Origin of the sequence: Rhizobium hidalgonense (assembly GCF_002914525.1) — a bacterium.
GTDB lineage: Bacteria > Pseudomonadota > Alphaproteobacteria > Rhizobiales > Rhizobiaceae > Rhizobium > Rhizobium hidalgonense.
The window spans coordinates 30442-48826 of sequence record NZ_LODW01000067.1 but is presented as its reverse complement, the minus strand read 5'-3'; the positions used below and the strand labels follow the sequence as shown (position 1 = coordinate 48826).

Annotated in this window: 19 protein-coding genes; 5 read left to right on the top strand and 14 right to left on the bottom strand. The window is 61.4% G+C overall.

Going from position 1 to position 18385, the window contains the following annotated elements; translation table 11 throughout:
- The 4 genes from ATY29_RS37325 to ATY29_RS21780 all read left to right on the top strand — a co-directional run.
- The coding region (locus tag ATY29_RS37325) for a hypothetical protein (RefSeq protein WP_207797762.1) at positions 1 to 218 on the top strand (218 nt) is incomplete at its 5' end.
- Between the two features lie 172 nt (positions 219 to 390).
- On the top strand, positions 391 to 1392 hold the full coding sequence (gene nuoH / locus ATY29_RS21790) for an NADH-quinone oxidoreductase subunit NuoH (protein ID WP_097537306.1): 1002 nt from the start codon (positions 391 to 393) through the stop codon (positions 1390 to 1392).
- A gap of 10 nt (positions 1393 to 1402) precedes the next feature.
- Positions 1403 to 1969 (top strand): NADH-quinone oxidoreductase subunit I, encoded by a 567-nt coding sequence (locus ATY29_RS21785; RefSeq protein ID WP_003566970.1) that lies wholly within the window; start codon positions 1403 to 1405, stop codon positions 1967 to 1969.
- Between the two features lie 45 nt (positions 1970 to 2014).
- Positions 2015 to 2455 carry a CBS domain-containing protein gene (locus ATY29_RS21780; RefSeq protein ID WP_003566968.1) on the top strand — a complete coding sequence of 147 codons (441 nt, stop codon included), beginning with the start codon at positions 2015 to 2017 and terminating at the stop codon, positions 2453 to 2455.
- 70 nt (positions 2456 to 2525) lie between these two features.
- Here ATY29_RS21780 and nuoG read toward each other — a convergent pair whose 3' ends face one another.
- The 14 genes from nuoG to ATY29_RS21710 form a co-directional block, all read right to left on the bottom strand.
- The gene (gene nuoG / locus ATY29_RS21775; protein WP_097537305.1) at positions 2526 to 5105 is read right to left on the bottom strand and encodes an NADH-quinone oxidoreductase subunit NuoG; all 2580 of its coding nucleotides are present in this window, start codon (positions 5103 to 5105) and stop codon (positions 2526 to 2528) included.
- Positions 5106 to 5138: 33 nt separating this feature from the next.
- Positions 5139 to 6404 carry an NADH-quinone oxidoreductase subunit NuoF gene (nuoF, locus tag ATY29_RS21770; RefSeq protein ID WP_003566965.1) on the bottom strand — a complete coding sequence of 422 codons (1266 nt, stop codon included), beginning with the start codon at positions 6402 to 6404 and terminating at the stop codon, positions 5139 to 5141.
- A 2-nt stretch (positions 6405 to 6406) separates the two neighbouring features.
- Positions 6407 to 6916, bottom strand: a complete 510-nt coding sequence (gene nuoE, locus ATY29_RS21765; protein ID WP_003566963.1) for an NADH-quinone oxidoreductase subunit NuoE — start codon at positions 6914 to 6916, stop codon at positions 6407 to 6409.
- Positions 6917 to 6932: 16 nt separating this feature from the next.
- Positions 6933 to 8147 (bottom strand): NADH dehydrogenase (quinone) subunit D, encoded by a 1215-nt coding sequence (nuoD, locus tag ATY29_RS21760; RefSeq protein WP_025417148.1) that lies wholly within the window; start codon positions 8145 to 8147, stop codon positions 6933 to 6935.
- 28 nt (positions 8148 to 8175) lie between these two features.
- Positions 8176 to 8712, bottom strand: coding sequence for an NADH-quinone oxidoreductase subunit C (locus tag ATY29_RS21755; protein WP_097537304.1), 537 nt, complete (start codon positions 8710 to 8712; stop codon positions 8176 to 8178).
- Positions 8709 to 9212 (bottom strand): NuoB/complex I 20 kDa subunit family protein, encoded by a 504-nt coding sequence (locus ATY29_RS21750; RefSeq protein ID WP_003582024.1) that lies wholly within the window; start codon positions 9210 to 9212, stop codon positions 8709 to 8711. Before ATY29_RS21750 ends, ATY29_RS21755 begins: the two co-directional genes overlap by 4 nt.
- Positions 9200 to 9565 carry an NADH-quinone oxidoreductase subunit A gene (locus ATY29_RS21745; protein ID WP_037094319.1) on the bottom strand — a complete coding sequence of 122 codons (366 nt, stop codon included), beginning with the start codon at positions 9563 to 9565 and terminating at the stop codon, positions 9200 to 9202. The genes ATY29_RS21750 and ATY29_RS21745 overlap by 13 nt, the downstream gene beginning before the upstream one ends.
- A gap of 129 nt (positions 9566 to 9694) precedes the next feature.
- Positions 9695 to 11134 carry an NADH-quinone oxidoreductase subunit N gene (locus tag ATY29_RS21740; RefSeq protein WP_097537303.1) on the bottom strand — a complete coding sequence of 480 codons (1440 nt, stop codon included), beginning with the start codon at positions 11132 to 11134 and terminating at the stop codon, positions 9695 to 9697.
- Positions 11131 to 12606, bottom strand: coding sequence for an NADH-quinone oxidoreductase subunit M (locus ATY29_RS21735; RefSeq protein WP_097537302.1), 1476 nt, complete (start codon positions 12604 to 12606; stop codon positions 11131 to 11133). Before ATY29_RS21735 ends, ATY29_RS21740 begins: the two co-directional genes overlap by 4 nt.
- A gap of 8 nt (positions 12607 to 12614) precedes the next feature.
- Positions 12615 to 14390, bottom strand: coding sequence for a Na(+)/H(+) antiporter subunit D (locus tag ATY29_RS21730; RefSeq protein ID WP_097537301.1), 1776 nt, complete (start codon positions 14388 to 14390; stop codon positions 12615 to 12617).
- Positions 14383 to 14637 carry a hypothetical protein gene (locus ATY29_RS21725; protein WP_097537300.1) on the bottom strand — a complete coding sequence of 85 codons (255 nt, stop codon included), beginning with the start codon at positions 14635 to 14637 and terminating at the stop codon, positions 14383 to 14385. The genes ATY29_RS21730 and ATY29_RS21725 overlap by 8 nt, the downstream gene beginning before the upstream one ends.
- Positions 14634 to 16097, bottom strand: a complete 1464-nt coding sequence (locus ATY29_RS21720) for a monovalent cation/H+ antiporter subunit D family protein (protein WP_097537299.1) — start codon at positions 16095 to 16097, stop codon at positions 14634 to 14636. Before ATY29_RS21720 ends, ATY29_RS21725 begins: the two co-directional genes overlap by 4 nt.
- Positions 16098 to 16102: 5 nt before the next feature.
- Positions 16103 to 16408, bottom strand: coding sequence for an NADH-quinone oxidoreductase subunit NuoK (gene nuoK / locus ATY29_RS21715; RefSeq protein WP_003566945.1), 306 nt, complete (start codon positions 16406 to 16408; stop codon positions 16103 to 16105).
- Positions 16405 to 16905, bottom strand: coding sequence for an NADH-quinone oxidoreductase subunit J (locus ATY29_RS21710; RefSeq protein WP_003566943.1), 501 nt, complete (start codon positions 16903 to 16905; stop codon positions 16405 to 16407). The genes nuoK and ATY29_RS21710 overlap by 4 nt, the downstream gene beginning before the upstream one ends.
- 513 nt (positions 16906 to 17418) lie before the next feature.
- Here ATY29_RS21710 and ATY29_RS21705 point away from each other — a divergent pair.
- Positions 17419 to 18207 carry a hypothetical protein gene (locus ATY29_RS21705; RefSeq protein WP_003566942.1) on the top strand — a complete coding sequence of 263 codons (789 nt, stop codon included), beginning with the start codon at positions 17419 to 17421 and terminating at the stop codon, positions 18205 to 18207.
- Positions 18208 to 18385 lie beyond the last annotated feature (178 nt).

The following is an 18385-nucleotide window of genomic DNA, read 5'->3' as shown; positions in this document are numbered from 1 at the left end:
GTAGCTCGTCGTTCGCTAAAGCTCACCATAACCTGAAGGCCGCAGGTTCAAATCCTGCCCCCGCAACCAAACAAATAGCCCGCCTCGTGCGGGCTTTTTGTTTGGTAACGGGTCGAGGAGTTAACGCCTCATCAGGGGCCCGCAAGGCGGCAAAGCCGACGATGCGGGACAGAAAACTCCAAATCACGAACCAGAAGCCAACTTTCCCTCACCAATGATCAGCAAGACCCATTATCGCGGCGATAACCAGCGACGACATAGCTGCGACGGCATTGTATGAAGTGCGTCGCCGTTGTACCATGTGGTCTGACAAGTGTGCGCAGTGCTCATTGTATAGCCGGAGCCAAAGTCCGGTCGCGCGCTTCAACCGATGAATAAGTAGCCGGGATCATGGAACTTATCGTCGCCCTTGGCCTGATCGTTTTGAAGGTCGCGTTCCTGATTGCGATCCTGCTGTTGCTACCGTTGCCGCTAACCTGGCTGGAACGTAAGATCGCCGGGCATATGCAGCAACGGATGGGGCCGATGCGCGTGGGATGGCACGGGCTGTTGCAGCCGGTGGCGGACGGAATTAAGCTCCTGACCAAAGAGGATCACATCCCAGCCGAGGCCGACCGGTTCCTGTTCAAACTGGCGCCAATCCTGGCGCTCGCCCCGCCCTTTGTGGTGTTCGTCGCGATTCCCTTTGGCGAAACTGTGTCGGTCATCGGCCACGAGGTTACGCTCTACCTCTCCAACATGAATGTGGCGCTCCTTTTCGTTTTCTCGGTGATCGGGATCGAGGTTTATGGCGTCATCTTCGGTGGCTGGGCCTCCAACAGCAAATACGCTGTCCTGGGCAGCCTCAGAACCTGCGCGCAGATGATCAGCTACGAAATCCCGATGGGGTTCGCGGTCATCGGCGTGGTCATGCTGGCGCAATCCATGAGCCTTCTCGAGATCGTGCGCGCGCAGGCCGATGTCTGGAACATCGTCTACCAACCGGTCGGATTCTTCGTGTTCTTCGTCGCCGGGCTCGCCGAAGCGCAGCGCATTCCCTTCGACCTGGCGGAGGCGGAGGGTGATCTGGGGGCCGGGTTCCATACCGAATACAGCGGTATCCGCTTTGCGTTTTTCATGGTCAGCGAATATGCCATCGTGTTGCTGGTGTCGGTCCTGGTAGTGATCCTGTTTTTCGGCGGCTGGAACGGTGTCCTAATCCCCTTGCCACCGCTCCTCTGGTTTGTGCTGAAGGTCGCATTCTTCGTCTATATGTTTATCTGGTTCCGCTTTACTTTCCCCCGCTACCGCTACGACCAACTGATGGCGATCGGATGGAAAGTCTTGCTTCCTCTGTCGATGGCGAACATAATGATCACCGGTGTACTTTTAGGAGCCGTAGCGGCTCCGTAGCGAGGCGGCGATGTCGCGCGCGCAGGACAGAGTCGGAACATGGATTGGCTGGGCATTCTTCGCCGATCTGGCGAGTGCGTTGGCTCTGACCTTCGGCTACCTGTTCTCCAGAACCGTAACCATGCAGTATCCGGACAAGGAAAAATGGCTACCCTACTCACGCTATCGCGGGCATCACTTCCTGACGCGTGATGAAGAGGGCGAGATTAAGTGCGTGGCCTGCGAACTCTGCGCGCGGATCTGTCCCTGCGACTGCATCGAAGTCGTCCCCTATGAGGACGAGAAGGGCAACCGGCACCCGGCGAAATTCGAGATCGACACGGCTCGCTGCCTTTTCTGCGGGCTGTGCGAGGACGCCTGCCCAGCGGATGCAATCGCGCTTGGCCAGCAGTACGAATTTTCGAGTTTTTCCTCGCGTGACCTGGTGATCGGGCGCGACGACCTGCTCGCCAAGCCGGGCAAGGCGGCAACCGGCGGCGGCGTGGTTGCCGCGCGCCTGAATACAACGAAGGACGTGCTCGTCGAGACGAAAGACACGAAGGGCTACAACTGGTGGCGGAATATCCGGCGAACGTGAACGCGCGCCATCCGTCAAACCGGAGCGCGCAGACAGGAGGCTCAGATGCTTGTCGGCGAAATCATGAAGAACAAGGGTGTCGGTGTCATAGCGGTCGCTCCCGATCAGACGATGGTGGAAGTCTTGAGGCTGTTTCGCGACAACAATATCGGCTTCGTTGTCGTCAGCCAATCGAACGACGAATTCCTGGGTTCGCTATCGGAGCGGGATTGCTGCAACGCGGTGGCGGAATACGGGGCCGAGGCGGCGATGATGCGGGTCGCGGATGTCATGAACCGCAATGTGGCGACCTGTTCGACACGGGATTTGCTCCCCGTCGCGATGGGGATCATGACCCAGCGGCGGACCCGTCATGTGCTGGTCATGGATGGAGGCGACGTTGTCGGCGTGGTCAGTATCGGCGACGTGGTTAAACACAGGCTCGACGAAGCGCAGCGCACGGAGCAGGATCTGCAGGATTATATCTGCGGGAACAGGTATCATTGACGTCGCCAACTCGACGTGAAGACGCTGGGGCAGGGCAGCTTACCGGGGGGCGCCGCCCGACCCCAAAGCTTCAGGCCCCACGCCAGATCCGGCTCGTGCGGTCGACCTCCAGAGCGGCATGCACCTTCTGGACCTCCACCGGGCATGGGTATTCGCCCCGCCGCATCAGGCCGTTGAGACGCAAGGCTCTGTAGTTTTCCGGAACGAAGACGAGGCCTTGGGGAAACCGCCTGTCGACCTTGAGCTGCGTCGTCAGGTCTCCCTGGGCGGAACGCACAATGACCAGATCGCCATCCGAAAGGCCAAGCTGTGCGGTATCCTGCGCGCTCATCGCGACATAGGGATCATTGGCGACCGTGTTCAGGATGTCCGACCGTTCGGAAAGATATCCGTTGTGGAACAGGCAGTCGCCGGTGATCAGCATGAGCCGGTCTCCTGCTGTCCGAACCGGCGGCGGCGCAAAGAACTTAGCCCCCGGTGGCGTCGGCGCCGCCTTGGTGAACGCGCCGTCGGCGCCAAGCGCGTCAAGAGTCAATCCCTGATAGGCCGGAATCAGCCGGGCAATCTCGTCGAAAATTTCGCCTGGCGTCGAAGGCCGCAGCACCTGGGTGCGAAGCGCCGCGACGAAGTCGAAGATCGCCAGATTGCTCCGTGCCTCGAAGGCGGGTTCGCGGAATTTGCGGACCGTCTGGGTCCGACCCTCGTTGTTGGTGAACGTGCCAGTTTCCTCGCCGTAACCTGCCGCGGGCAGGACGACCTCGGCAAGGCCGGCCGTATCCGTGAGGAAGGCGTCCTGCACGATGAGGAGATCGGCGGCGCCAAGCGCCCGCGTCACGAAACCTCTGTCGGGATAGGCGATCAGGGGGTCGGTTCCGACGATGTAGAGAGCACCCATCCGGCCGCCGACACAGAGCTCCAGAATGGCGTCGAGATCCGCGCCGGGTTCAGACGGGATTTCGGCGCCCCAGTTCCCCGCAAGAGTTGTGCGCGCCACATCGTCGGCGACCGCCCGCAACCCCGGCAGAACTGCAGGCAGAACTCCCATGTCCCAGGCGCCCATCTGGTTGGCGCGGTCGAAGAGGAACTGCATCGCCAGACCCTTGCCGAGCAGGCGCACAACCTGCAGCAGGTTATTGATCTGCTGCAGCGTCGCGCGCGCCTCGGGTGATCTCAGGAGATCGACGCTGACAAGCACGGTGATGCTGCGGCCTTCCTTGAGTGCCGCGGCCAGACGATCCGGTCCCTCGCTGCCGGTTTCCGCTGCCGGCTTGCCGATTGTCGCATCGATGCCCGCAAGAACATCGCTCGGCAAGACCTGACCGACTGCCGCTACGAGACTGGCCACCACCGCCGCAAGGCTCGCCGCTTCTCCGCCTGGCAGCGCGCGAACTACCACCCTGGCATCAGCATCCAAACGGGATGGCCGCGCCGAGAGTATGAGCAATCCGGTCTGCCGCCGCCGCGCGGCGTCTCGCAGCAGGTATTCGGTGACCGGGTTCTCCTCGGTGACGTTGCCGCCGACGACGAGCACGCAGTTGTTGCCGATCACTTCGTCCAGCGGTGTGCGGCTGTAGAAAGTTCCCAATAGCGGGCCGAGCGCATCGAAGGGCGTGGACCAGCGTGACGAGCAATCAATGTTGTTGGTGCGGAATGCCGTCCGCATCAGCTTCTGGAACTGATAGAGCACCTCGTTGGGGAGGCGAGGCGAGGCCAGCCCGCCGGCAGCCTTGCCCTCGACGGCCGATAGCCGCTGGCGCAGATAGTCCCCAGCCTCATCCCAGGAAACCGGAACCAGGGCGCCATCACGACGGATCATCGGTCGCTTGATCCGATCCCGGCTGGCGACGAAATCGAGGCCGAAGCGTCCCCGAACGCAGAGCGTTTCGTGATTGACCCCCTCGTCCCACGTCGAGCGCACCCGCATGAACTCGCCCTTGCGCGTGCCCACCGTCAGCTGGCAACCGGTGCCACAATGCGGGCAGACCGTGTCGGTCTCGGTGAGATCCCAGGGCCGCGCCTTGTAGCGATAGGGGAAGCTCATCAGCGCGCCGACCGGGCAGACCTCGACGCAATTGCCGCACTGGTCGCAACTCGCCAGACTGCCCTCGAAGCCGGTGACGGCAGTATCCATGCCTTTTTCGACGGTGCCCAGCGCCACCGCGCCGACGACCTCCTCACACATCCGGACGCAGCGCTGGCACTGGATGCAGCGGTTGACGTTCATGATGATGACCGGGCTCAGACGAATGTCCTCGGAGTGGAACACACGTTTGTCATCGCGGAATTGGCTTTCGCGGGGCCCGTAGGCCATTACCATGTCCTGAAGCTCGCATTCGCCGCCCTTGTCGCAGATCGGGCAGTCGAGGGGGTGGTTGGCGAGCAGCATGTCGAGCATGGAAGAGCGCGTTTCCTCGATCAGAGGCGTATTCGTCCGCACGACCATGCCATCGGTGACCGCAGTAGCGCAGGACGGCTGCAGCCGGCGCAGGCCCTCGATCTCCACCAGACACATGCGGCAGGAGGCCAGCGCCGGCAGGCGCTTCATATAGCAGAAGGTCGGGATGTCGATGCCCAAACGCAGGGCGGACTGCAACACCGTCGAGCCAGCCTCAACTTCCAGCGTTTGTCCATCGATCGTGACTTTAAGCATGGTCTCCTCACAACCCGGATCCAGCACGTCGCTTCAGTGAAACGGGCACCTCCGCTCCTCGATATGCGCGACGAATTCATCTCGGAAATGCGCGAGTGCTGCCCGCAGTCCCATCGCTGCCCCGTCACCCAAGGCACAAAACGTATTGCCGAAAATGCCCTTGCAGAGCATATCCAGCTGCTCCAGATCGCCGGGTGCGCCATCCCCGCCTTCAACCCGGCGCAGGACCTTCACGACCCAGTTCAATCCTTCCCGACAGGGCGTGCACTTGCCGCAGGACTCATGGTGGAAGAACTCGATGATCCTGGTGGCGACCTTGACCATGCAGGTGCTATCGTCGATTACGATAACGCCAGCCGAACCGAGCATCGAGCCGGCGGCAGCCAGCGAGTCAAAATCCATCCTCACCTCCAGCCCGTGCTCAGGGATGACCGGCGCCGAGACGCCGCCCGGGATCACCGCCTTGATCTTATGTCCCGGCAAGGCCCCGCCGGCATGTCCCTCGACCAGCTCGCGCAGTGGTATGCCCATCGGCAACTCGTAGAGGCCGGGTTTGCGCACCTGCCCGCTGAGGCAGTAAAGCTTCGGGCCGGGGCTCTTGTCCGGGCCGATGCCCCGGAACCAGTCCGCGCCCCGCGCCACGATATGCGGCACACAGGCCAGCGTCTCGACATTGTTGATCACAGTCGGGCTGGCGTAGAGCCCGGCCACGGCCGGAAACGGCGGCTTCAATCGCGGCTGCGCCCGCTTGCCCTCGAGCGACTCGAGCATCGCAGTCTCCTCGCCGCAGATATAGGCGCCGGCGCCGCAGTGGATGTGGATGGCGAAATCGAAATTCGAGCCCAGAATGCCCGTTCCCAGATAACCCTTTTCGTGTGCCTCGGCGATCGCCTGCTCCAGGCGACGGATCGCCGTCACATATTCTCCGCGGATGTAGACATAGGCGGTTTTGGCCCCAATCGCATAGGCGCTTACCGCCAGCCCCTCGATCAGTTGATGCGGATCGCGCTCCATGATGATCCGGTCCTTGAAGGTGCCTGGCTCGCCCTCATCGGCGTTGCAGCAAAGATATTTCGGCTTGTCGACCTGCTTCGGCACGAAACTCCATTTCATGCCCGTCGGGAATCCGGCACCGCCGCGACCGCGCAGGTTAGACTGTTTGACGAGGTCGATAACCTCGTCAGGCGTGTATTCGCGCAGCGCCTTCGCCAGTGCCTGGTAGCCGCCGCCAGCCTCGTAGGTCGAGAGCAGGTAACTGTCCGGCACGGCGAGATTCTTGAGGAGAACCGGCTCGAACATCGCTACTCTCCCCGTGGTCGCGCAGAGGGCTCGATGCTCGCGCCCCGTTCCGTCATAGCCCGTAGGTTGTCCAAAAGTGCATCTATCCGCGCGACATCAAGGGCGCCATGGTAATCGTCGCCGACCTGCATCACCGGCGCCATCTCGCAGGCACCGAGGCACTCGACGGAGGAAAGCGTGAACAGCCCGTCCGGCGTGGTGTCGCCCCTCCTGATCGCCAGCGCCGTTTCCAGATGCTTCAGCAGGTCCTCGGCTCCGCACAGCATGCAGGAAACATTGTCACAGAGTTGCAGGTGGAACATGCCCACCGGCTCGGTATGGTAGAGCGTATAAAAGGTCGCCAGCTCGTAGACCCAGATCCGTTCGACTCCGAGAATGTCGGCGACTTCTTGCAGCACCTGACCAGGCAGATGGCCATGCTCCCTCTGCGCGATCAGGAGCGCGGGCATGATCGCAGAGCGCTGGTCGGGATACCGCGCCGCCGCCTCTTCGATCTTTTCGCGCATGGTCATCGCATTCAAATCCTTGCTACTTGTCCACCTCCGCCATCACAGGGTCGAGGCTGCCGAGCACGGCGATCATGTCCGCCAGATAGCGGGCGTTGGTGACCCCGAAGAGGGCCTGAAGATTGACGAACGAGGGTGCCCGCACCTTCATGCGGAACGGTTTTGGCGACCCGTCGCTGATGATGTAGAAGCCAAGCTCGCCCTTTGGCGCCTCGATCGCCGAATAGACCTCGCCCTTCGGCACCTTGAAGCCGTAGGCCGACAGGTCGAAATGCTGGATCAGCGTCTCCATCGAGCAGTGCACCCGATCCTTGTTGAGCGGGAAGGCGATTGTCGGATTGTCGATCTGGAACGGCCCCTCGGGCATCTGGTCGATGCATTGTTCGATGATCCCTATGCTTTCGCGCATCTCGTCGACGCGGCATCGCCAGCGTGCATAGCAATCGCCCTCGTTGCGGGTGATGACCTTGAACGCGAGCCGGTCGTAGATCTCGTAGGGCTCATCGCGCCGAATGTCCCAGTCGACACCGGAAGCACGCAGGTTCGGGCCGCTCAGGCCGAGATCAACAGCATCCTCGGCGGAGATCACGCCGATCCCCTTCGTGCGATTGAGAAACACCCGGTTATCTTCGAGCAGTCGCTCATAGTCGCGGATCCGGTTCGGAAAGATGTCGCAAAACTCCCGGATCTTGGGGAAGAACCCGTCAGGCAGGTCCTCGCGCACCCCGCCGACCCGACAGAAGGACGTGTGCATACGCGCCCCGGTGATCATTTCCAGAAGGTCCATGATCATTTCGCGCTCGCGCATGACGTAAAGCAGCGCGGTCATGGCGCCGAGATCCATCGGGAGCGCGCCCGTGATCAGGAGGTGACCGGAGATCCGTGCCAGCTCGGCCATCATCACGCGGATATATTGCGCCCGGATCGGTGCTTCTATGCCGAGGAGTTTCTCCACCGCCAGCGCGAAGGCGAGGTTGTTCGAGGGCGGACAGAGATAGTCGAGCCGGTCGGTGAGCGGAAAAATCTGGGTGTAGGTGAAGCTCTCCGCCAGTTTTTCGGTGCCGCGATGGAGGTAGCCGATATGCGGATCGACGCGCTCGACGAACTCGCCGTCCAGTTCGAGGACGAGCCGAAGAACCCCATGTGTGCTGGGGTGCTGCGGACCGAGGTTAAGAAGCACTTCCCTGGTATTGAGCGCTTCACCCTCAGGCCTGCTGAGCTCGGTGACTTCGGTCATCTCAACGGTCCGGCGTGGTCGGCCTCCCTTACGGAATGTCCCTGGTGGCAAGGTCGGGCTGCGTTGGCGGCGGACCTTCGGCACCGAAAGGGTTCAACTTGTCCTTATAGCCCCTGAGCGGGAAATCCTTGCGCTGTGGGAAGCCCTCGAAGCCTTCCCACATGTAGATCCGGCGCAGATCGGGATGTCCCTCGAACCGGATGCCGTACATGTCCCAGGCCTCACGCTCATGCCAGTTGGCGGTGCGCCAGACTCGCGTGACCGAAGGCACTTCGGGAGGATCGCCAAGCCGGCACTTGATGCGGACCCGCCACCTGTTGGGCAGCGAATAGAGATGGTAGACCGCCTCGAACCGCGGCGTTTCGGGATAATGATCGACCCCGCAAATGTCTGAGAGGAAATTGAACTGCAGCGCCGGATGCTCTTTCAGGAACCGGCAGAATTCGACGATCCTCTCGGGCGGGACGGCAAAGGCGTCGATACCGTGCGCAGTGCCGAGGTCCTCGATTGTTTCTGCGAAGCGCTCCATGATCGGAGCGCGATTGAGGGACGGTTCCGCACTCATGACGCTATAACCCGATCCAGAGGTGTGCCGGCCAGCGCCCGGGACCTCTTAATCTTTTCTTGAAGCAGAAGGAAGCCGTGCATCAGTGCCTCGGGTCGGGGCGGACAGCCAGGCACATGTACATCGACGGGCACGAAAGTTTCCGATCCCTGCACTACGGCATAGGTGTTGTAAACCCCGCCCGAAATAGCGCAGGTGCCCATGGCGATCACCCAGCGCGGCTCCGGCATCTGGTCATAGAGCCGCCGCACGACGGGCGCGAATTTCCGGGTCACGGTGCCGGCGATGATCATGACGTCGGATTGTCTCGGCGAAGGGCGGAAGACCACGCCGAACCGGTCGAGATCATAGCGGGCGCAACCGGCCGAGATCATCTCGATGGCGCAGCAGGCAATGCCAAAAGTCTCCGGCCACAGCGCCGATCTCCGGCTCCAACTGATGATGCTGTCGGCCGTAGTGAACAGCACGCTGTCACGGATCGCGTTGTTTACGCCTCCCATTCCAGCGCTCCTTTCAACCAGGCGTAGGCGAAGCCCACGAGAAGCAGCAATATGAATATGAACATCTCGATGTAGCCGACCAGCCCGATCTCTTTCAGGACGACGGCCCAGGGAAAGAGGAACATCGCTTCGACATCGAAAACGACCAGCAGGATCGCGAGGATAAAGAACGGCACCCTGAAGCGGCCTGCCGCCGCCTCGCCCGCTGCATCCATGCCGCATTCATAGGGCATGTTCTTGGCGGGATAGGGATTGGATGGGCGCAGCAGCGAGGAAACGAACAACGTCACCCCCACCACCAGAACGACTCCGGCGACCATGAAAAGAACGGGCAAGAATTCCATTGCAGTCATATCACTGCACCGGTTGCCCACTGACCTCATCGCGAACCGGTGAATCGGTCACGCCACGGGGCGACTTGGGCAATCCTTCCTCCGTCTTCAAGTCTATTCCGTCGGTGTGATCATTGCAAATCCAATCGCTCACCCGCCAAAGACCGAATCTTGGGCAAGCTTCAGAAACCACGACGGAAATAGGCCGATCCCGATGGTGCCGGCGGCGGTGACGGCCAGCGTGGCGCGCACTAAGGGCGTCAGCGCCGGGGCGAACGCCCTCTTCGGCTCGCGCATGTATATCACCATGACGATGCGAATGTAGAAATAGGCGGCGACTGCGCTAAGCAGCACTGCGATGACCGCCAGCATGACGAAACCACGCTCGACGAGGGCAACTAGCACGTAAAACTTGGCGAAGAACCCGGCCGTCGGCGGAATACCGGCCAGCGAGAAGAGATAGAGTAGCATCAGAAGCGCCAGCCCCGGATGTGATTTGGCGAAACCCGCATAGTCTTCGATGACCTCGCCCGAGAAATCGCCGTTCCGCATCATGATGACGGTGCCGAAAATGCCGAGATTCATGAAAGCGTAGATCAGCAGATAGAGCATCACGCTGGCGATCCCATCGGCACCGCCAGCGACCACGCCGAAAATGGCGAAGCCAGCGTGGGCGATGCTGGAATAGGCCAGGAGGCGCTTGAAATTATCCTGGACCAGCGCCACGAAGCTGCCGAGCGCCATCGTCACCACCGCAATGACGGCGAGGATGATCCAGACGTCCGAGGCTGCGACCAGAGGGTTGAGGAACACCCGCAGGATCACCGCGAACCCCGCCGCCTTGGGGCCTATCGACATGAAGGCGGTGATCGTCGTCGGCGCGCCTTCATAGACGTCTGGCAGCCACATATGGAAGGGAACCGCGCCGACCTTGAAGACCAACCCCGCGACGATGAAGACCACCGCAAGCAGCAATCCGGGATCGAGCGGATCGCCGGTCACGGCCGCAGCCATCCCGTCCATTTGCGTTGTGCCGGTGAGCCCGTAGACCAGCGATACGCCGTAAAGGAAAATCCCGGTCGAGACCGCGCCAAGGATTACGTATTTCAGTGCTGCTTCGTTCGACCGCTGCTCACGCGTCAGGAAGCCGGTCAACACATAGGTGCAAATCACCATCAGCTCGATGCCCACATAGATCGACAGGAGATCGGTCGCCGAGGCCATGATCATCATGCCCGAAAGCGCGAAGAGCAGCAGGACATAGTATTCGCTGCTCCCGATCCCTTCGATATCGGCATATTTTCGCGAAAGGAGGAATGTCAGAACGGTGGCTAAGTAGAAAACGACCTTGAAGAAGACCGCGAAGCGATCGGCGATGAACATGCCCGTGTAGGCCGGCCGCACTTCGCTCGCCAGCATGAGTGTCGCCAAGGCGGCAATCAACACGACCGCGACCGACGCCCAGACAAGGACATGCTCCTGTCGCTTTCGCACAAACTGTCCCAGGATCAGCAGTATGCAGGCGCCGGTGATCACCACGATCTCGGGCAGGCTCGCCAGGGCCGACTGGAAAAGCGTGGCGGCGGTCATGGGCCGCTCCCCCTACTTTGCACGTGCGTCAGCAGATGCTTCACCGAGGCATCGATGATGTTGAGAAAGGGTTTTGGATAGAGCCCAACCCAGAACACGAAGACGGCCAGCGGCAGGATAGCAGCCATCTCACGGGTGTTCACGTCGCGAATCTTCAACCGGGCGCCGACGCTGGCTGGGCCGAGCGCGACTTTCCCATACATGCCAAGCAGATAGGCAGCCCCCAGCAATGCGCCCAAAACGGCGGCCGAGCCGGCGACCAGGTTGGCCGCAAACCCGCCTGACAGCACCAGCAACTCGCCGACGAACGAATTCGTTCCCGGCAGCGCCATCGACGACAGGGTAAACAGTGCCAGAAACGTGGTGTAGACCGGCGCCACCTTCATCAAACCTCCATAGTCGGCGATGCTGCGGGTATGGGTCCGCTCGTAAATCAGCCCGACGAACAGGAATAGGGCGCCTGTGGTCACGCCGTGATTGAACATCTGCAGGATACCGCCCTCGAGCCCGCGGAGGTTCAGCGCAAAAATCCCCAGTGTCACGAAGCCCATGTGGCTGATGCTGGAATAGGCCACCAGTTTCTTCAGATCGTCCTGCGCCAGCGCGAGCAACCCGCCATAGACGATCGCAAGCACCGAAAGCGCCAGCATCAGCGTCGAAAAATACATCGATGCCCCCGGCAGCATCGGCAGCGAGAACCGCAGGAATCCGTAGGCGCCCATCTTCAGGAGCACGCCGGCGAGGACAATGCTGCCCGCCGTCGGCGCCTGCACATGGGCGTCCGGCAGCCAGGTATGGACCGGCACCATCGGCACCTTGACCGCAAAAGCGATCAGGAAGGCAAAGAACAGCCAGGACTGGATCCGGAACGGCAAGTCCTGCTCTGTCAAAGCGAGGATATCGAAGGTCCTGCCACCGTAGAAATAGAGCACGATGACACCGATCAGGAACAGGAGGCTGCCCGCCAGCGTGTAGAGGAAAAACTTGATCGCCGCATAGACCCGACCCTCGCCGCCCCAGACGCCGATGATGAGGTACATCGGGATCAGCATCGCCTCCCAAAAGACGTAGAAGAGGAACAGATCCAGCGCGCAGAAGACCCCGAGCATCAGCGCCTGCATGGAGAGCAGGCAGATCATGAATTCCTTCACCTTGCGGTCGATCGCGACCCAGGAGGCGAGCACGCAGATCGACCCCAACAGTGCGGTCAGGAACACGAAGAGCGCGCTGATTCCGTCGATGCCGAGCGCATAATTGATCCCGAGCGCGGGCACCCACGGGCGCATCTCGGTCAACTGCATGGCATGGGTCGTGGTGTCGAAGCCGACCAGCATGGCGATGCAGAGAGCCAGGTCGAGGACGGTGAAAGAGAGCGCAGTCCACCGCGCCGCATCGTCACCGCGCAGGAACATCAGAACCGCGGCCCCGGCGACGGGGGTGAATATGATGAAGCTGAGGAGCGGGAAGCCCATGGCACCCCCTACCGCCACGCCACGACGAAGACGGCGACGGCTGCGATCAGACCGCCGACCATCGCCAGCACGTAATGGGTCACGACACCCGTCTGGAGCCGCCTGAGTCGCCCGCCGCTGTGCAGGATCGCGTGGGCAATGCCGTTCACAACGGCATCGACGCCGGCAAGATCGAGCCGGAGTCCTGCCCGCGCCGCGCCGTGCAGCAAGGGCAGCGCTGCGGTCTCGGAGACATTGCTCACCGCCTGCTCATAGCGCGCCAGCGGCCTTTCGGCGAGCCACATGAAGGCCCGCGCGCCCTTGCGATAAAACCAGTCGGTGTCGAGGCTGATCGTGTTCTCGGGATCGAGCGCCCAGAGGAACAGCACGAATCCCAGGGCAGTGAACATCAGCAGCCCGAGGCTCTCCGTGACATGCAGGCCCGTATAGGGTTCGAAATCCACCGGATAGGGCAGAAGCGCATAAAGCGGCTGAGGGAACACCCCGATCGCAATGCAGAGCACCGCCGCCATGCCCATGGCAATCAGCATGTTGCGCGGCGGCTCCCGTGCCTCCAGTTTCCGGTCTGTCCCGAAGAACATGTAATAGGGAAGCTTGAGGCCAGTGTGCAGGAACGTCCCGGACGATGCCATCGTCAGCGCCAGCACCACCAGCGCGCGGTGATCCGCTCCTGCGGCCGCTATCACCATCGATTTGGTGACGAAACCCGAAAAGAACGGGAAGGCCGAGATCGCCAAGGCACCGACCATGTAAAGCGCCACGGTCAGCGGCATGGTCTTGTAAAGGCCGCCGAGCTCGGTGAGCTTGCGTCGGCCGGTGACGTAGATGACGGCCCCGGCACCCATGAACAGCAGCGCCTTGTAGAGGATATGCGCGAAGGCGTGGCTGGCGGCGCCGTTCACCGCCATCTCGGTCCCGATGCCGATGCCGGCGATCATATAGCCCACCTGGCTGACGATGTGATAGGCGAGAAGCCGTCGGCAATCGTTCTCCAGCACCGCGTAGATGACGCCGTAGAGCGCCATGATAGTGCCGAGCCAGACCAGGAGCTCGGCCCCCGGAAACGCCCGCGCCAGCACATAGACGGCGGTCTTGGTGGTAAACGCGCTCATGAACACCGCCCCTGTGACGGTCGCCTCCGGATAGGCATCGGTCAGCCAGGCATTGAGCGGCGGCACGGCCGCGTTGAGGATGAAGCCGGCGAGGATCAGGTAGTCGCCGACCCCCAGTCCCCCATTGGTGATGGCCCCCGCGATCGGGCCGAAAAGCAGTGAACCGGTGGCAAGCCCGTGGGAAATGATGCCGCCGAGCAGGACGACGCCGCCGGTGATATGGACCATGAGATAGCGGAACCCGGCCCGGATCGCCGGCCCATCACGCTGCGCGAAGACCAGATAGGCGGAAGCAAATGCCATGCCCTCCCAGAACAGGTAGAGGGTCAGGTAGTCACCGGCAAATACGACGCCAAGCGCGCTGCCGACATAGACGAATGCCGCCACATGCTGGCCGGCATCCGTCAGGTGCAGCGCGTAGACCATGCCGATCAGCGCCATGATGGTGAAAACGGTGGCGAAGACGATGCTGAGCTTGTCCACCTTTGCGATCAGGATCTCCTGCCCGATGAACCGCGCTTCGCCATAGCTGCCCGGCTCCATCGCAAGCACGGCAAGGATCGCCAGTGCAGGGATCAGAAGCAGATAGGCCTTGCGGACCGATCCGCTGAGGAACGGGATCGGCAGGGCGCCAAGAATAAAGAGCAGAGCCGGATGGATGAAGTCAGTCATAATAGTCCTCGCGCCGCATTAGCCCGACCCGATGGCCGAGAAACTTGGAAACGAAGATAAGCAGGACGCAGGAGACGAAGCCGTAGACGGCGGACCAGCCCGGCAGGCTGTCCCACAGATATTCGGCGTGTTCGCGGAAGACCAGAACGTCGGCGACGACGATCAGGACGAGCACGAGGTAGAACAGTCGGCGGCGCGGCCTCGCATATTGTTCGTCACCAAAGAAGTCGACGACATGCTTGATCATCGGATCACTCCGTCTGCCAGGGTAAGAAAATAGCCCGGGAAAATGCCCATCAGCACCGACAGGATTGCCGTTGCGACCAGCGGAATCGTCACCAGCGGAATTTCACGGACCGTCGTCCGGCTCTCCTGCCTCTCAGCCTGGAAGAAGGCGGTATAGCTGATCGGCAGGAAATAGGCGGCGTTCAGGATCGAGCTCACCAGGATGACGACCAGGAACGCTGTCTCTCCCGCCGCCACGGCGCCCTTAGCCAGAAACCACTTGCTGACGAAGCCCGCGGTTGGCGGCACGCCAATCATGCTGAGCGAAGCGACGAAAAATGCCCCCATCGTCCAGGGCAGCCTGCGGCCGATACCGGCCATGTCGCTGATGTTCCGTTTGCCGGACGCGCAATAGATCGACCCGGCGCAGAAAAAGAGCGTGATCTTGGAGAATGCGTGTGCCGCGATGTGGATGATCCCGCCGACCATCGCGACGGGCGATAACAGAACCGCGCCCAGCACGATGTAGGAGAGCTGGCTGACCGTCGAATAGGCGAGCCTGGCCTTCAGGTCGTCCCGCGTCAGGGCGTAAACCGACGCCATCAGGATCGTGAACGAAGCCAGATAGGCCGTGGCGATGCCGAGGCCCAGCCCGCCCACCAGCCCCGTGCCGAAGACATGGAACACCACCCGCAGCACGCAGAACACGCCCATCTTGACCACTGCCACTGCATGCAAAAGCGCGCTGACCGGTGTCGGCGCCACCATCGCGGCGGGCAGCCAGGCGTGCATCGGCATCACAGCGGCCTTGGCGAAGCCGAAAAGATAACAGAAATAGACGACCGTCAGCAGCGCCGCCGAGGCATCGCGGCCCGCCAACAGCCCCCCCGCGACAAAGTCGAGCGATCCCGCAATATCGTAGGTCAGCGCCAGTGCTGCGAGCAACGCGCTTTTCGAGGCGCCCATCAGATAGACGAGGTACTTGCGGCTGCCCCTCCATCCCTCCTCGTCTTCGTGGTGGTAGACGAGCGGATAGGTAACGAGGCTGAGCACTTCGTAGAAGATCACCAGCGTAAACAGATTGGCGGCGAAGGCGCCTCCGGCGGCGGCCGCAATACTGCTGGCGAAGCAGGCGAAGAACCGGGTCTGCGCATGCTCGTTCAAATGCCGCATGTAGCCGATGGAATAGATCGCCGCCACGATCCACAGCAGCGACGAGACGGTGGCAAACACCATGCCGAGCGCATCGACCCGGAAAGCAAAGTCAATCCCCGGCAGAATCTCGAACAGGCGCAATTCGACCGTGCCGCCCGCCAGCACCGTGGGCGCCATCGACACGACAATCGCGAACATGGCGATCGCGGCCAATGGTGAGACCAGATCGCGAAATCTCTCGCGGTTATTCAAAAGGAGAACGGCAAGGGCGGCCAGACCGGCGACAGCGATGGCAAGCAACGGCCGGATCGATACAACCGGGTCCAAAGCCGCTATCCTTTCATCACCGTCACGTCGTCGACCTTGAGGGTGGATTTGTTCCTCACGAGGGCGACCAGGATACCGAGGGCGACGGCAACCTCCGCCGCGGTGATTGCGATGACGAAGATCGCGAAGATCTGCCCGCGGAAATCGGCGTGGTAGCGCCCGAAAGCGATGAAATTGACGTTGACCGAGTTGAGCAGCAGTTCCAGCGACATCAGTACAACGAGAATATTGCGCCTGAGCAGCACGCCCGCCGCTCCGATCACGAACAGGACCACGCCGAGTACAATATACCACCAGAGCGGAACCATCATCCCTGCTCCTTCCGCGCCAGCATGATGGCGCCGATCAGGGCGGCCAGCAGGATTACGGAGGCGGCTTCAAACGGCAGGAGATAGTCGGCGAAAAGGGCTGTTCCAAGCTGCCTGACGTTATCGCCGCCGCCCATGGCGACGGGCTCCATGAGCGAAAAGCGGTTGCTCCAGAGCACCAGCACGAGCATCTCGACCCCGAGCAGGACGAGCAGTACCAGAGCCGGGAGGTTGCCGCCCGGCAAGAACCGCTGCAACACCGCTTCGCGCACATCGATCATCATGATCACGAACAGGAACAGCACCATGATCGCGCCGACATAGACGAAGATCTGAATGACGGCGAGCAATGGTGCCTCGAGCAAGACGAAGATTGCCGAGACCTGCAGGAAGCACGCCATCAGCGCCAATGCGCTGTGAACCGGATTGCGCGCCAGGACCACCGTCAGGGCCGTGATCACGGATACCGTAGCGAACAGAAGAAAGAACCCCTGATCCATCGACGCCGACCTTCCGACGCGAACTGTCGCCCGGCGCGAGACGGCCGGATTTGAGACTGCGCCGCAACTTCCATTGCGTTCATAAATTGTGCCCTAATATTCGATTTTTCACAAGATTATTGTCATCGACCGAGTAGGTTCGGGTCGGTCCGGATGTGGCGAAGGTCGCTTGCGAAAGCGCGCGCTTTCGATAGGGCCGTACCGGAGGCAAAGCCGACCCAGCGGGACAGAAAACTCCCAAATCCTGAACGCGAAACCAACATTCCTTTCCCTATCCCAAAAAGCCCCGGAAGGGGCTTTTGGCGTTTCTGGGCGACAGAACGATGTTGCGACCGATCTGCGAGCGACGACTGGATAGTTGCTAAAGAGATAATATTCTAATATACGTAGATCAGCGTGCTTTTTATATTTCCATAGCGGTAAGCAACGTCCGTCTACACGGCGGCGCCTATTATCTTATTCAGAGGGCAGTTCGATTTCATGAAGTAGATCAGAGATTTATAGGGGGGAGTCATGCGAAAATCTTCTCTACTGACGTCTCGATATCGGAGGCGTCGTCTTCTACTGGTAATCTCCGGCTTGCCCGCGTTCTGTGCGGTGCTCTTCTTCGCTGGGGTTGCATCTGCGCAAGCGCCGACCGAAGAGCAGCGCGATGCCATCAGGGCAGAGTGCCGCTCCGATTTTATCGCGAAATGCTCCGGGGTGACACCGGGAGGTATCGAGGCGCTCACCTGTCTGCAGCAGCACAGCGCTACGCTTTCGGCAGGCTGCCAGAAAGCGGTTTCGGCGGTGAACGTCAAACCGAAATCGACATCCGCGCAGCCAACGCCGGCTGCACCTGCAAATACCGCGGCCTCTACTCCGGCGCCTGCGACCGGCACACCGGCGCAGCAGCCGACCCAGGCGCAGCGCAATGCGGTCAAATCGGCCTGCCAGCGGGATTTCATGGCGCAATGTTCGGGTGTCTCGCCGGGAGGTGCGGCGGCGCTCAGCTGTCTGCAACAGCATAATGCTGCTTTATCGGCGCCATGTCAGCAAGCCGTTGCGGCATTGGGGGCACCCAGCGGAGCTGCGACCGGCGGTGCGGCGGCCACCGGTGCGATCACGCCGGCCCCTCAGGCGATGATGCCGGCCTTCTCCCCACGTGAGGAAGTGATGATCCTGCGGGAAACCTGCGGAGCGGACTTCCGGGCCTTGTGCCGGATGGTGCCATTAGGGGGAGGCCGGGGCATTGCCTGTCTGCGCGACAATCTGCAGCGCGTATCACCAGCCTGCCATCGGGTGCTGACCTCGGGATTGTAGCGCCCGTTCGAAACTTCTCTCAGAAAGAGGTCGTCGCGCCCCAGCGAGAATTCGGTACCCGCGATCACTCAAAGGCATGCAAGCGGCGTTTGCCCGCCTGCATGCATTGCATCCCTTAATTTTCATGTCCGGCTGCGGCGGGTCCGGCAGCCGCCATCTGCAATTCGATGAAATCAAT